Consider the following 14,372-nt stretch of genomic DNA (forward strand, 5'->3'; position numbering starts at 1 on the left):
ACGGCCGGGCGCCCTGCTGCTTCAGTCACGGTGCTCCAGCTTCTTTGCAGCCGCCAGGCGCCGGATCAGCTTGAAGGTTCCCGTAGCGCGGGCCGAGAGCTTGTCGCCATCCCAGACCTCACCTTCGCAGAACGACATGCTCCTGGCGCGATACGTCACCTTGCCACGGGCCATGATGCGCTTGCCGGGGCTGCCGGCCGGCTGCATGAAGCTGGTATTCATGTCGATGGTGATGGCGCCGGTCGATTCCGGATCGAGCGAACGCGCCGCCATCGACATCACGACATCGAGCAAGGTCATCACGACCCCGCCATGCGCGACCTGCCAGCTGTTGGTGTGGCGTTCACCGAGCAACAGCGTGATCTCGGATTCGCCGTTTTCCATGCGGGAGAATTCTGCCCCGATGTCACGCAGGAAGGGAATCTGGACCGGAAAGTCCGTCAATACGGGTGTTGTCAGTACTGGCGCATTCATTACAGGATCATTCATTCCAGAATCATTCGTTACAGGGGTAATCATTACAGAAGCACCAATCAGTGCACCGCCGATACGCCGCCATCCACGGCCAGGATCTGGCCGGTTATGTGCTTGCATGCATCCGACGCGAACAGCACGGCCGTGCCTTTCAGGTCCTCATCATCGCCTATGCGCAGCAAGGGAGCCTTGTTGCGGATGTTCGCGGTGCCGAGCTCGTCCAGTATGCCGGTGGTCATCTTCGACGGAAAAAAGCCGGGGGCGATCGCATTGACCGTGATGCCGTACTTGCCCCACTCGCCGGCCAGCGTGCGGGTGAAGTTGACCACCGCGCCCTTGGACGTGTTGTAGCCGATCGTCTGCATCGAGAACGGGCCGTTGCCGGACAGGCCGGCGATCGAGGCGATGTTGATGATGCGCCCGTACTTGCGCGGGATCATTGATGCCCTGCCCACCGCCTGCGACATCAGGAAGATGCTGCGCACGTTGAGGTTCATCACCTTGTCCCATGCCGCCAGCGGCATGTCTTCCGCCGGCGCGCCCCAACTGGCGCCGGCGTTGTTGACCAGGATGTCGATATGACCGAGGCGCTTCATCGCCTCGTCCACCAATGGCGCGACGCTGGCCGGTTGCTGCAGGTCGGCAGCGATGGCGCTGGCCTCGATGCCGCGCGCCTTCAGGTGCGCCACCGCCTCATCCAGTTCGCCCTGCTTGCGCGCAACCAGCACGAGTTTCGCGCCCTGCTCGCCGAGCGCCTCGGCAATCTGCAAGCCGAGGCCGCGCGAACCGCCGGTGACCAGCGCGGTCTTGCCGGCCAGGTCGAACAATTCACTTACCTTACGCATCTTGTCTCCTTGATTTTCCAGTCGCCCGTCAGAACCAGGCGTCCTGCATGTCCAGCGCAGTGGTGTCGATGCTCTCCAGCAGATCCAGCTGCTGGTGCACCTTCGGCAATTCCCACCGGTAAAAATACGCGTTTGCCTGCATCTTGCCACGATAGAAATCGGCATCGGGCAGGCTGCCCTTGTGCGCGGCCAGCGCCTGCTCCAGCCAGATCCACGCCAGCACGACGTGACCGAAAGCTTCGAGGTAGAGCGAGGCGTTGGCCAGCGTCTTGTTCGTGTCGCCCGCCGCATGCAGCGCGCCGGTCGCCTTCGCCACGCGCTGCAGCGCTGTCCGCAGCGCCTGTCCGTAGCCGGCCAACTCCGGCGCCGCCTGCGAACACTGGATGGTGGCTTGAATCTGCTCGCCGAGCGCCTTCAATGCGGCGCCGTCCTGCATCACCACCTTGCGTCCGAGCAGGTCCAGCCCGTGTATGCCGTGCGTGCCTTCGTGGATCGGGTTGAGCCGGTTGTCGCGATAGAACTGCTCGACATTGTATTCACGGGTGTAGCCGTAGCCGCCATGCACCTGTATCGCCAGGTTGTTGGCCTCCAGGCACCACTGGCTGGGCCAGGATTTGGCGATCGGCGTAAGGATGTCGAGCAGCAAGCCGGCGCGCTGGCGCGCCGCGTCATCGGCTGCCGTGCGCTGCTCGTCCACCAGCCGCGCGCAATACAGGCACAGCGCCATGCCGCCTTCGACATAGGTCTTCTGTGCCAGCAGCATGCGCTTGACGTCGGTGTGTTCGATGATCTTCAATTGCGGCTGCGACGGATCCTTGTTCAGCGGGTGCCGGCCTTGCGGCCGGTTGCGCGCATAGTCGAGCGCATGCAGGTATCCGGTGTAGCCGAGCGCCACCGCACCCAGGCCGACGCCAATGCGCGCCTCGTTCATCATATGGAACATGTTGGCCAGTCCGCGGTGCACCTCGCCCACCAGATAACCGACTGCGCCGGCACTGCCCCCCGGACGGAACTTTCCTTCGCCGAAATTCAGCAGGCAGTTGGTGGTGCCGCGGTAGCCCATCTTGTGGTTCAGTCCGGCCAGCACCACGTCGTTGCGTTCGCCCAGGCTACCGTCAGGCTGCACCAGGAATTTCGGCACGATGAACAGCGAAATCCCCTTCACACCCGGGATCGGCTTGCCGTCCGGCCCCGGCACTTTGGCCAGCACCAGATGAATGATATTTTCCGACAGCTCGTGCTCGCCGGCAGAGATCCACATCTTGTTGCCGGTCAGCCGGTAGCTGCCGTCCGCTTGCGGCTCGGCCCGGGTCGTGATGTCCGACAGGCTGGAGCCGGCCTGCGGTTCGGACAGGCACATGGTGCCAAAGTAGCGCCCTTCCAGCATCGGCTTGACGAACATGCCGATCTGTTCCGGCGTGCCGCATTTGAGCAGCGTGTTGGCATTGCCGATGGTCAGGAACGGATAGGCTGCGGTGCCGACATTGGCCGCCTTGAAGTAGGCAAATGCCGCCTTCTCGACCAGGCAGGGCAATTGCATGCCGCCCTGGTCGAAATCATGCCCGGCCGCCAGCAAACCGGCCGCCGAGAACGCATCCAGCGCCGCCTTCACTTCCGGGATGATGTGTACGCGCTCGCCGTCGAAATGCGGCTCGTTCTGGTCGCTCTTCTTGTTATGCGGCGCGAACAGCTCGGTCGCGATCTGCTCGCAGGTGTCGATTGCCGCATCGAAGGTTTCGCGGCTGTGCTCGGCAAAGCGCTGGCGCCGGGTCAGCGCTTGCGCATCCAGCCATTCATACAACAGGAATTCAAGGTCGCGCCTTGACAGGATTTTTGATTGCACAGGTGCCGGCTCCGTCGCTCAAAGTACCTCGAACAATCCGGCAGCGCCCTGGCCGCCGCCTATGCACATGGTCACGACCACATACTTCGCGCCGCGGCGCTTGCCTTCGATCAGCGCATGGCCGGTCAGGCGCGCGCCCGACACGCCATAAGGATGGCCGACCGCAATCGCGCCGCCGTTGACGTTCAGGCGGTCCATCGGGATACCGAGCTTGTCGGCGCAATACAGGACCTGCACCGCGAAGGCTTCGTTCAGTTCCCACAGGCCGATGTCCTCGACCTTCAGGCCGGCACGCTTGAGCAACTTCGGAATGGCGAACACGGGGCCGATGCCCATTTCGTCCGGCTCGCAGCCGGCGACCGCAAAGCCGCGGAACACGCCCAGCGGTTGCAGGCCTTTTTGTGCAGCCATCTTGTCGCTCATGACGATGGCCATCGAAGCGCCGTCGGAAAACTGGCTGGCGTTGCCGGCAGCGATAACGCCGCCTGGCACTGCCGGGCGAATCTTGGACACGGCTTCATAAGTGGTGTCGGCGCGGATGCCTTCATCGGCGCGGATCGTGACTTCGCGCGTCACGATCATGCCGGTGTCGCGGTCGGCGACGCCCATCACGGTCGTCATCGGCACGATCTCCTGGTCGAACTTGCCGGCCGCCTGTGCCGCGGCGGCGCGCTGCTGGCTCTGCACGCCATATTCATCCTGGCGCTCGCGGCCGATCTTGTAGCGGCTGGCGACCGTCTCGGCGGTCTGCAACATTGGCCAGTACACCGCCGGCTTGTGCTCTTTCAGCCAGGTCTCGACGATCATGTGGCGATTGGCTTCGTTCTGCACGCAGGAAATCGATTCGACGCCGCCGGCTGCGTAAATCTCGCCCTCGCCGGCGATGATGCGCTGGGCAGCCGTCGCGATGGTCTGCAGCCCCGACGAGCAGAAACGGTTGATGGTAATGCCAGCCGTCGTCACCGGGCAGCCGCCACGCAGGGCGATCTGGCGGCCAATGTTGCTGCCGGTGGCGCCTTCGGGGGTGGCGCAGCCGACCAGCACGTCTTCCACTTCGCCCGGCTCGATCCTGGCGCGCTCGATCGCGGCCTGCAGTACATGACCGCCCAGCGTGGCGCCGTGCGTCATGTTGAAAGCGCCTTTCCAGGACTTTGCCAGTCCGGTGCGGGCAGTGGATACGATGACGGCGTCAGTCATGAGGGTCTCCTGTGTGGTGTGGCCTTCGAGGCGCTTGGTATGGAATCAGTCAGGGAAAGAATAGCATATTAGTACGGTCGTTCGGAAACCGCGCCGCACGTCCCCCGTACCTTCGCCGCTCCTGCACCGCCCTTCAGCCCCACTGTAAGGTTCTGTAAGTTTGAAGCAAGTTATCCGTAAGTTTGTATACCTACACTGCGTGCAAGCTCCGGTGTTTGACTCCGGGCTTCCAAGTCCATCAAATATATTAATCAGGAGACAGCATGGCCAAAGTCCAGACCGCATCACGCGGTATCACGGCGGAAGAGCGGAAGGTTATCTTCGCGTCTTCCCTGGGTACCGTGTTCGAATGGTACGACTTCTATCTATACGGCTCGCTGGCGGCAATTATCGCCAAGCAATTCTTTGCCGGTACCGACCCCAACACCGCGTTCATCTTCGCACTGCTCGCCTTTGCTGCCGGCTTCATCGTGCGTCCGTTTGGCGCACTTGTGTTCGGCCGCCTTGGCGACATGATCGGCCGCAAGTACACATTCCTGGTGACCATCGTCATCATGGGTTCCTCGACCTTCCTGGTCGGCTTGTTGCCGACTTACGCCTCGATCGGCATTGCCGCGCCGGTGATCCTGATCTCGCTGCGTATCCTGCAGGGCCTGGCGCTCGGCGGCGAATACGGCGGCGCGGCAACCTACGTTGCCGAGCATGCACCCGACGACAAGCGCGGCGCATTCACCGCATGGATCCAGACCACGGCAACGCTCGGCCTGTTCCTGTCGTTGATGGTGATCCTGGCAACCCGTACCGCGCTCGGCGAAGCTGCATTCGCTGACTGGGGATGGCGCGTGCCTTTCCTGCTCTCCATCTTCCTGCTCGGCGTCTCGGTCTGGATTCGCTTGTCGATGAATGAATCGCCTGCCTTCGCGAAAATGAAAGCAGAGGGCAAGACGTCCAAGGCACCGCTGTCGGAAGCCTTCGCAAAGTGGGGCAACCTGAAGATCGTCATCCTGGCGCTGGTCGGCCTGACCGCTGGCCAAGCCGTGGTCTGGTACACCGGGCAGTTCTATGCACTGTTCTTCCTGACCCAGACGCTGAAGGTCGACGGCTCCACCGCCAACCTGCTGATCGCTGCATCGCTGGTGATCGGTACACCGTTCTTCATCCTGTTCGGTTCGCTGTCCGACAAGATCGGCCGCAAGCCGATCATCCTCGGCGGCTGCCTGATCGCAGCCCTGACCTACTTCCCGATCTTCAACGCGCTGACCCACTACGCGAATCCGAAGCTGGAAGCAGCCATCAAGAGCGCACCGGTGACCGTCATCGCCGATCCCGCCAAGTGCCAGTTCCTGTTCAACCCGACCGGCACCAAGAAGTTCACGTCCTCGTGCGACATCTCCCGTACGATCCTGGCCAACGCATCGGTGGCTTACACCAACGAAGCAGCTCCAGCCGGCTCGATCGCCAAGGTCAAGATCGGCGACAAGGTAATCGAAGGCTATGACGCATCAAGCCTGCCGAAAGCCGAAGCCGACGCCAAGGACAAGGCCTTCAAGAAAGAAATGGCTGATGCCATCAAGGCTGCCGGCTATCCTGCCAAGGCTGATCCGGCCGAGATCAACAAAGGCATGGTGCTGGTGCTGCTGACGATCCTGGTGATCTACGTGACCATGGTCTACGGCCCGATTGCGGCGATGCTGGTCGAACTGTTCCCGACCCGTATCCGCTACACGTCGATGTCCCTGCCCTACCACATCGGCAATGGCTGGTTCGGCGGCCTGCTGCCGACCACGGCCTTTGCGCTGGTGGCCTACAAGGGCGACATCTACTACGGCCTCTGGTATCCGATCATCATTGCGCTGATGACCTTCGTGATCGGCCTGATCTTTGTCCCCGAAACCAAGGACATGGACATCTACGCGACCGAGCGCAACTAAAGCAAGGCAAGCAAGCCGGGCACGAAGTACCGTGCCCGGCGCATCATCTGCACCCCGCATGCCCCTGGCTGCGGGGTGTTTTTCTTTGTTCGACCGAATGTTCGGTGAACATGCTTCGCCATCGCCTTTTCGGTCGCCTACCGCGCTCCATTTCAGTTAATCGCACACACACGACGATCGCGATTAACAGATCAAACTCTTTTGCCCTGCCCTGTTACCGATGCGCCAGCGCCAGCCGTGACTGCGCCACGCTTGCCCGTCCGGGTGCCTGCGCCCGCAAGGACACTGATCCGTTGACCATCATTACAGGGAACACAGATTGAATCCGAAAGCCTCCCCCAGGTCTCCCTACAAGAGTCCGTACGCCCACACCACCAGCAGTACCAGCACCACCACCAGCACCAGCACCACCAGCTCTACCACCACGCAACCGGCCCCCGTGAACCAGAGGACGAACAGCTCCGCAACGGCATCGCCCGGCCATGCAGACAGGCAAAAGCACCTTGCACGCAGCCCATCGTCCCCTCCCCGCGTGCACACCAGTGACAGAAATGCGGTGCGCACGATGCGCGCCGCCTGGTCATCGCTGAAAAACGAGTTGTACCAGTCTGGCCTGGTGCAGCAAAGTCCACTGATCCAGGCTCGCCTGAGGGAAATGGAAACGAAACTCATCACCATGCCGGGCCACCGCGATGTCCGGATGGCGGTGACCCTGATAGGGATCATTGCCACTGCCCACACCAGTCGAGACCAGGCCAGCAGCGCCCGCATCGGCAAGGCCATCGAAAAGCTGGTGGAGAAACTGGAGGATGTATCGGCACTCCCGAGACTGGGCGGCATTCCATTGCGCGATGATTTGCGCCAGCTGCGACAGAACTCCGTGCGACAGGAACCCGAATCCCCCTCCATGGATCCTGCACTGTTCGCATACCGGAGAGCAGAGGGCGGCGGCAGCCAGGACGAACCGGGCACGATCGCGGTGATCTGGAACCACCTGACCACGATCATTCGCACGACCAGGGAGCTGGATTCCGATGACATCAGGGAACAAGTGCGCGATATCGCGCTCCACCTGGGCTGCGAAACGCCGGATGTTCCGACCTTGCGATACATGGCGCGCAAGCTGTACCTGATGTTGCGCAGCAAGATCGACCTCGGGGAGCACATCGTCGTCAGCTTCCTGTTGTCGCAACTGCTCGGGGCGATCGAATATCTTCCGGACTTGATTCCCTCGCCTTTCCGCGTGCCGCTTGCGCAACCCCAGGCAGCGCAACGCGACCGGCCCCGCAGCGCGTCGACACCAGCGCGGGCAAAAGGCGCTGCACTGCCGCGCACGATGCAAGCCTGGCGCCAGCTCAGGAAGGTACTGAAACTCGACACCGGCATCGCGAGTGCTGCTGCCAGCAATCTCAGCCGGATGTTTGCGCTGGCTTCGCAACGGCCGGTCGACCAGCGCCGGGCTGCCCTGGCCGCCGCCAAGTTGGCCTTGCGTGCGGCATTGCCCGATGGCGCAAGCCTCGGCGATCCGCAATACTGCAATCTGCGGAATGCGCTCGACGCTTATTGTTCGATGCTTCAAGCAGAGTAGATGAAAGAGACAATCGCGCCGGCCACCCCGGCGCGATTGCCAGACTGTCATCAGGGCAGCATCTTCAGCGTGCCCATGCTGCCCTGGTCGACCTCGCTGCGCTGCATCCGCATCGGCACATACTGGACCTGGGCCCAGCGTTGCATGAAACTGCGGTACAGCGGCGACAGCGCATTGCCCGACTGGCCGGTCGAGTGGATGAAGCGCGAATTCTCCGGATCTGACAAATCATAGAGTGCCCGCAGGCTGGCAGCGTGACGGTTGTGAAAGGGATGCTCCTCGTCACGCATGTTGTAGCGGCCGACATTGACCGTGTAGGTGTCGCCCGGCGACGGCACCCGCAACTCGAACATCTTCGCCAGCATCGGCACCCGGCTGAACGGCCTGTGCTCCGCACGGGCGACATGGGCGTCGCCCCAGCGCCAGCTTTGCATGTCGCTGCCATGACGCTGTTCGAGGCCGGCCAGGGCCGAATCGAGTGAACTGGCCAGCAGTTGCGCGCAATCGGTCGCGACAGCACCTGGCCGCGTGTCACGGCACCACGACGACTGGCCGTTCCGGTCCTGCAGCACATTGACCATTGCCGCATGCACGTTGCGCTGTTCGAAGTAATCCTTCATCAGCGGCTCGCCCAGTTCATCGGTGAATATCCGGCGCGCCAGTTCACGGGTCCAGGCGTTAAAGATCAATGGCTGCGGCCGGTCCACCGACATTTCTCCCTGCCATCCGGCCAGCAGCGCCAGCGCGTCACGGCTGCGCTGGTTCATTGCTTGCGTCTTGCGCACCAGCGGCAGCAGCTCGCTTGCCGCCAGCGACAACTCATCCTTCTGGATCCGCGCAATGCTGTCCATGTCGTGCCGTTCGCGCGCGTCCAGCAGGCTCCTGATGCGCTGCGCCCGGTAAGGCAGGCTCCATTCGCTGGTCAGGAAATGCGGATAGTCGGCGCCGACGATTTTTTCATTGGCGGTCGCGATCTTGCCGGACGGCGGATTGAAATTGCGCGGCAGCTGCTCGAACGGAATGAAGCCATTCCAGTCATAGCGCGCATCCCAGCCAGGCGCCGGCGCCAGCCCGCGCAAGTCATTTTCCGGTTTGCGCAGCGGCACCCGGCCTGGCGCAATGAAGCCGATATTGCCATCCACGTCCGCATACACCACGCTCTGCTGCGGCGAATGGAATTCGCGGGTCGCCGCCAGGAACTCGTCCCAGTTCGATGCGGTGCTGACGCGCAGGCCGCCCTGTATCGTCATGTCATCCGGCCGCAACGCAGTCCAGGCAAACGCCACCACCAGCCGTTGCGCATCGACACCGGTTTTTTCCAGCACCGGCAGCGCGCCCGTGATCACCGGGCCGTGGCGGGTCTCGCGCACCGCCATCGTCACGTCGGCCTGCCCCTTCACCCGGATTACTTCCTGCCGGGTTTCGAACCGGGCCCAGCCATCCGGCGTCCGGTACTGCGCCGCATCCGCGGGATTGACTTGCTCCAGATACAGATCCTGCACATCCGGCGCGGTATTGGTGAATCCCCATGCAATCCGCTTGTTGCGGCCAAGGACGACACCCGGCAGTCCGGGCAGCGTGGCGCCAATCACGTCAAGCCCGGGCGCCGACAGATGCGCGAAATACCAGAGAGCCGGCGCGCCTAGCGCAAGGTGCGGATCGTTGGCCAGCAGCGGCTTTCCCGACACCGTATGCCGCCCGCTGAGCACCCAGTTGTTCGACCCCATGCCTTCAATGCCCGATGGCGGCGCCAGTGCCGCCACCTGCTCCAGTTGCCGGGTGCTGGCCTGCAGGCTACGGTACAGGCCGGTGTAATCGCGCGTGGGCACAGGCTCATCGCCGGGATAGGGCGGCAGGAAGGCGTTGATCTGCTCCAGCGTCAGGCGCTGGGAAAGCCGCATGCGCAATATCTCCTGGGTCCAGTTCGCACCCAGATCCCAGGCCATCATGGTCTGCCATGCGACCGAATCCACCGGCTGCCACGGCTCGGGCCGGGGCGCGCCGGTCAGCAAGAACTCCGGCGGCAGCACCGCGCTGTCATGCGCAAGCCAGGCATTGATGCCATCGGCATAGGCGCGCAGCACCGCCTGCGTGTCGGGAGCCAACCGCTGCCAGATCTGTTCGGCGTTGCGCCGTATGCCCAGCGTGCGCAAGAAGCGGTCAGTGCCGAGCGCATTGGGCCCGAGAATCTCCGCCATCCGGCCGGCGGCGATCCGTCGGTTCATTTCCAGTTGCCACATGCGGTCCTGCGCATGCACATAGCCCAGTGCGAACCAGGCGTCGCGCGCAGAGCCGGCATAGATGTGCGGTATGCCCTCCGCATCGCGCACCACATCGACCGCCTGGCGCAGGCCGGGCACCTGCAGCTTGCCATCCGTTTGCGGCAGGCTGGCATTGCGATACCACAGCAGCGCGGCCGCCAGCGCCGTGATCGCAAGCAACGACAACCACAGCACGGCTTTCCATCGTCTCTTCATTGTTGACCAAACCTTATAATTGCATGTTACGGCTTGCAAGTTACGATTTCCAAGTTACAACTTGCGCCCTCATCAATCAGCACTCACAGGACTCTCATGGCGACCGGACATCATAATGACTTTCTTCAATTCGATGTCGCCATCGTCGGCAGCGGACTGGGCGGGATGACCGTCGCACTGCATCTGGCCAGGACGAAAAAGGTCCTGTTGATCGCCAAGCGGGAATTGCTGGGTGGCGCAAGCGACTGGGCACAGGGCGGCATCGCCGCCGTGCTGGACTCCGGCGACAGCGTCGAATCGCACCTGCAGGACACCCTGGTTGCAGGGGCCGGACTGTGCGATGAAGGGGCGACCCGCTTCATCATCGAGAACAGCACGGACGCGATTCAGTGGCTGATCGACATGGGCGTGCCGTTTTCGCCCGACCCGTCGGCGCAACGCGGTTTTCACCTGACCCGGGAAGGCGGACACAGCCATCGCCGCATCATCCATGCAGCCGATGCAACCGGGCATGCGGTACAGGTGACGCTGGAACAGGCAGTGCGTGCGCATCCGAACATCGAGTTGATGGAACACCACATCGCGATCGACCTGATCACCTCGGACCGGATCGGGATTGATGGCCCGGCGCGATGCGTGGGACTGTATGCACAGGATATCAACAGCGGCCGGGTGCTGACCATCGCCGCGGCGCACACCGTGCTGGCGACCGGCGGCGCGGGCAAGGTGTACCTGTACACCACCAATCCCGACACAGCGACCGGCGACGGGATTGCGATGGCATGGCGCGCCGGATGCCGGGTGGCGAACATGGAATTCATCCAGTTCCATCCGACCTGCCTCTATCACCCATATGCGAAATCCTTCCTGATCAGCGAAGCGGTGCGCGGCGAAGGCGGCCTGCTGAAACTGCCGGCCCAGGCCGGCGCCGATGCCGGCCAGCGCTTCATGCCGGCGCAGCACGAGCGCGCCGAACTGGCGCCGCGCGACATCGTCGCCCGCGCGATCGATTTCGAGATGAAAACGCGCGGGCTGGACCATGTCGACCTCGACATCAGCCACCAGTCCCCGGAATTCCTGCAAACACATTTTCCGAACATCCTGGCGCGCTGCCTGGAGTTTGGCATCGACATCCGGACCCAGCCGATTCCCGTGGTGCCCGCGGCGCACTACACATGCGGCGGCGTGGTCACGGACATGCATGGCCGCACCGACTTGCCCGGGCTTTATGCGGTTGGCGAAACCGCGTACACCGGACTGCACGGCGCCAACCGGCTGGCCAGCAATTCGCTGCTCGAATGCCTGGTCCTAGGCCGCGCGGCGGCGGAACATGTCGCAAGCCAGCCCGCCTTCGTGCCGCCGGCGCTGCCCTTGTGGGACGAGAGCCGGGTGACCAATGCTGACGAGGAAGTGGTGATTGCGCACAACTGGGATGAACTGCGGCGCTCGATGTGGAATTACGTAGGCATCGTCAGGACCACGCGGCGCTTGCTGCGCGCGCGCAGCCGCATCCAGTTGCTGCAAGCGGAAATCGACGAGTATTACCGCCGCTTCCGGATCACCCGCGATCTGGTTGAATTGCGGAACCTGGTACAGGTGGCGGCGCTGATCGTGGAATGCGCGCTGGCGCGGCATGAGAGCCGCGGACTGCATGACACGCGGGATTATCCGGCGACACTGCCGGCGGCGTTGCCGACGGTGTTGACGCCTGCGGGACGGTGAAGTGAGGAGGCGCCAGGGGTAGCTCCCTACCAGGGTAGCCCTCCCCTTCAACGCTGGTCATTACCCATATCGGTGGGTGAGTGGTTTTGGAGTTTTGTGGCTTTGCGGCTCTCTGGCTTGCGGGTCGTGAGGCTGGGTTTGATGGCTGTGGTTGTGAAGCCGGGAGACACCCCGGCGGGTGTGTTCCTTTCTTTTAAAAAAAGAAAGGAACCAAAGAAAAAACGTCAAAACCCACTTGGCCAACGCCCGCTTCGATAGCCAACCAGACTCGGACGCCTGGGCCGAACCATTGCGGCGTTCGCGAGGGAGGTACTGCCACACGTTCGCCGCTGACCGGGATCAGCCAACCCGCTTCAATGCCGCCGACCGCACACCACCGCTCGTTGATCCCCAATTATTTTCGAAGCTGCTAATTTGCTCTTGAGGTCGGATCGCCAGGGAGTCAAGGCGCCTTGGAAATTTACTGCCGTTCTTCGCTGTTCCTTGTCTTTCTTCGAACAGTCCATCGCTTGTTTGAAGCTTCGAAAAAATTTAGGAGTCAACGGTGCGTCGGGCATCGGTATAAGACACTTCATGGGGTTGGCTGATTAGGTAAGCGGCACACAGCCGAGGGATCATCTCTCGCGAACGTTGCACTGAGTTAGCCCAGACATCCGAGTCTGGTTGGCTATCGAAGCGGGCGTTGGCCAAGTGGGTTTTGACTTTGGTTTCTTTGGTGACTTTCTTTTCCAAAAGAAAGTTACACACCCGCCGGGGTGTCTCCCGGCTTCACAACCACAGCCATCAAACCCAGCCTCACGAACCGCAAGCCAAAAAGCCGCAAAACCGCAAAACCACTCACCCACCGATATGGGTAATGACAAGCCTTGAAAGGGATGGAGCCTTCGTGAGGGGGGCAAAAAAGCCGGAGACCGCAGTCCCCGGCTTTCTGATCATGTAGATCAGGCGTTTCAGGTGGTGCTAGTACCAGTCGTGGTTCCAGTTGTGGTACCAGTAGTTCCCGTAGCAGTGGTCGCCGTGGTACCGCCATAAGCCGTGACCTCCGTTGGCTGGATCAGCCCACGAGCCGCACCGCCGGTGAATGCTGTCGCCAGCAAGTCATAGTAGAAATTACCACCCTGCATGGCAACCATGCCGGCGTTGAGCAGGAAGGAGTCCAGGGTCCAGATGCCCTCGGTCGCGGACGCTACCAACGAAAAGACCACGACGTCAGTCAAGGAAGCGCTTGCCACCGGACCCTGGCGGATATTCGCTGCCGTTGCGTTCACGCCGATACTGGTAATGGTGGAGCGGATCTCCAGAGTCGTGGTGTCCACCACCGAAACAGCAAGTGCGGTTACCACACTGGCAGTTGTGCCCGTCGGAGTTACCGTACCAGTCGTACCGGTACCAGTCGTACCAGTGCCAGTCGTACCAGTGCCAGTCGTACCGGTGCCGGTTGTACTAGTCCCGGTTGTGCCCGTGCTTGCTGCCGGCGTTGCCCCCGTCGTGTCCAGCACGGTGATGAAAAATGCCTTGCCAGCCAGCGCAGTCGCTGTGCCAGTTCCGGTCGTCGTCCCGGTCCCCGTTCCGGTCGTCGTCCCGGTCGTCGTCCCGGTCCCCGTTCCAGTCGTCGTCCCAGTGCCGGTTCCTGTCGTGGTACCCGTGCCGGTTGTGCTCGTCCCAGTACCGGTTGTCGCCGAGGTACTCGTGGTAACAGTCGCACGGGTCAGTATCTGGCCGCGGATCTCGCCATCGGGGAAGGCTGCCGAGTGGACGTTGAAGTACAGGCTGCCGGCCTGCAACGAAGCCAGTTGCGCCTCCGTCAGCGTTGCCTCGGCGCTCCATATGCCGCTGCCGGCTGCGGATTCAGTCAGTGTGATGATCACCGGTCCCGCCACGCCCGGTGCGCCGGTATGGATATGGGCGGCGGTACCCGTGATGCCGGAGGTGGTGATGCTGGCGCGCATCAACCGCGAAGCCGGGTCAATCACGACCACGCCAGTCCCCGATGCCGTGCTTGCGTTGACCGACGCTTCCTGCCCCCCGCTCAGGACCGCCGCGTAGGCATTGGTCGGCAGCGCTACATTAGGAAACGGCAAGGACGCGAACGCCGGGTTTGCAGTCAATGGCGTGGCACCGGGGCCGGCACTTGGAGCAGGAGTGGCGGTGGCGACGACATCGTCATCGCCACCACAGGCGGCGAGCAAGAATGCGGTCGTGGCGGCAAGGGCCAGACGGCCCCAGTATCGTGTCAATCGTGCGTGGGTAGACCGCATATTATGAATAGACTGCATCTGGGTATCTCCTGAACAG

The 14,372-nt window shown here is 62.5% G+C and carries 10 protein-coding genes; 3 read left to right on the plus strand and 7 right to left on the minus strand.

Features of this window, described 5'->3' with window-relative positions; genetic code table 11:
- Window positions 1-21 precede the first annotated feature (21 nt).
- From FVE66_RS09745 to FVE66_RS09760, 4 genes are read right to left on the minus strand one after another with little or no spacing between them, the layout of a single operon-like run.
- Entirely contained in the window at window positions 22-489 is a 468-nt protein-coding gene (locus FVE66_RS09745; RefSeq protein ID WP_241673115.1) for a PaaI family thioesterase, read from the minus strand.
- 44 nt (window positions 490-533) lie between these two features.
- On the minus strand, window positions 534-1,319 hold the full coding sequence (locus tag FVE66_RS09750) for an SDR family oxidoreductase (RefSeq protein WP_151447173.1): 786 nt from the start codon (window positions 1,317-1,319) through the stop codon (window positions 534-536).
- Window positions 1,320-1,347: 28 nt separating this feature from the next.
- The gene (locus FVE66_RS09755) at window positions 1,348-3,162 is read right to left on the minus strand and encodes an acyl-CoA dehydrogenase (protein WP_151447174.1); all 1,815 of its coding nucleotides are present in this window, start codon (window positions 3,160-3,162) and stop codon (window positions 1,348-1,350) included.
- A gap of 18 nt (window positions 3,163-3,180) precedes the next feature.
- Complete coding sequence (locus FVE66_RS09760) at window positions 3,181-4,359, minus strand: acetyl-CoA C-acyltransferase (RefSeq protein ID WP_151447175.1); 1,179 nt, start codon at window positions 4,357-4,359, stop codon at window positions 3,181-3,183.
- A 263-nt stretch (window positions 4,360-4,622) separates the two neighbouring features.
- Here FVE66_RS09760 and FVE66_RS09765 point away from each other — a divergent pair, with 263 nt between their 5' ends.
- Window positions 4,623-6,290 carry an MFS transporter gene (locus tag FVE66_RS09765; RefSeq protein ID WP_151447176.1) on the plus strand — a complete coding sequence of 556 codons (1,668 nt, stop codon included), beginning with the start codon at window positions 4,623-4,625 and terminating at the stop codon, window positions 6,288-6,290.
- A 348-nt stretch (window positions 6,291-6,638) separates the two neighbouring features.
- Here the strand turns inward: FVE66_RS09765 and FVE66_RS09770 are convergent, their stop codons facing one another.
- The gene (locus tag FVE66_RS09770) at window positions 6,639-6,962 is read right to left on the minus strand and encodes a hypothetical protein (RefSeq protein WP_151447177.1); all 324 of its coding nucleotides are present in this window, start codon (window positions 6,960-6,962) and stop codon (window positions 6,639-6,641) included.
- Between FVE66_RS09770 and FVE66_RS09775 the strand changes: the two genes are divergently transcribed.
- Complete coding sequence (locus FVE66_RS09775; RefSeq protein ID WP_151447178.1) at window positions 6,946-7,878, plus strand: hypothetical protein; 933 nt, start codon at window positions 6,946-6,948, stop codon at window positions 7,876-7,878. The genes FVE66_RS09770 and FVE66_RS09775 overlap by 17 nt on opposite strands.
- 50 nt (window positions 7,879-7,928) lie before the next feature.
- Here FVE66_RS09775 and FVE66_RS09780 read toward each other — a convergent pair whose 3' ends face one another.
- Window positions 7,929-10,355, minus strand: a complete 2,427-nt coding sequence (locus FVE66_RS09780; RefSeq protein WP_151447179.1) for a penicillin acylase family protein — start codon at window positions 10,353-10,355, stop codon at window positions 7,929-7,931.
- Window positions 10,356-10,451: 96 nt separating this feature from the next.
- Here FVE66_RS09780 and nadB point away from each other — a divergent pair, with 96 nt between their 5' ends.
- Window positions 10,452-12,077, plus strand: a complete 1,626-nt coding sequence (gene nadB, locus FVE66_RS09785; protein WP_151447180.1) for an L-aspartate oxidase — start codon at window positions 10,452-10,454, stop codon at window positions 12,075-12,077.
- A gap of 950 nt (window positions 12,078-13,027) precedes the next feature.
- Here the strand turns inward: nadB and FVE66_RS09790 are convergent.
- Window positions 13,028-14,353, minus strand: coding sequence for a CHRD domain-containing protein (locus tag FVE66_RS09790; RefSeq protein WP_161993240.1), 1,326 nt, complete (start codon window positions 14,351-14,353; stop codon window positions 13,028-13,030).
- Between the last annotated feature and the right edge of the window lie 19 nt (window positions 14,354-14,372).

Source organism: Lacisediminimonas profundi, assembly GCF_008831265.1.
Classification (GTDB): Bacteria; Pseudomonadota; Gammaproteobacteria; order Burkholderiales; family Burkholderiaceae_D; genus Lacisediminimonas; species Lacisediminimonas profundi.

Bases quoted from the DNA above. Each gene is read 5' to 3' on its own strand.
- FVE66_RS09745 (WP_241673115.1), bottom strand. From the start codon at position 489: ATGAATGATCCTGTAATGAATGCGCCAGTACTGACAACACCCGTATTG.
- FVE66_RS09750 (WP_151447173.1), bottom strand. From the start codon at position 1,319: ATGCGTAAGGTAAGTGAATTGTTCGACCTGGCCGGCAAGACCGCGCTG.
- FVE66_RS09760 (WP_151447175.1), bottom strand. From the start codon at position 4,359: ATGACTGACGCCGTCATCGTATCCACTGCCCGCACCGGACTGGCAAAG.
- FVE66_RS09765 (WP_151447176.1), top strand. From the start codon at position 4,623: ATGGCCAAAGTCCAGACCGCATCACGCGGTATCACGGCGGAAGAGCGG.
- FVE66_RS09775 (WP_151447178.1), top strand. From the start codon at position 6,946: ATGGAAACGAAACTCATCACCATGCCGGGCCACCGCGATGTCCGGATG.
- FVE66_RS09770 (WP_151447177.1), bottom strand. From the start codon at position 6,962: ATGAGTTTCGTTTCCATTTCCCTCAGGCGAGCCTGGATCAGTGGACTT.
- FVE66_RS09780 (WP_151447179.1), bottom strand. From the start codon at position 10,355: ATGAAGAGACGATGGAAAGCCGTGCTGTGGTTGTCGTTGCTTGCGATC.
- nadB (WP_151447180.1), top strand. From the start codon at position 10,452: ATGGCGACCGGACATCATAATGACTTTCTTCAATTCGATGTCGCCATC.
- FVE66_RS09790 (WP_161993240.1), bottom strand. From the start codon at position 14,353: ATGCAGTCTATTCATAATATGCGGTCTACCCACGCACGATTGACACGA.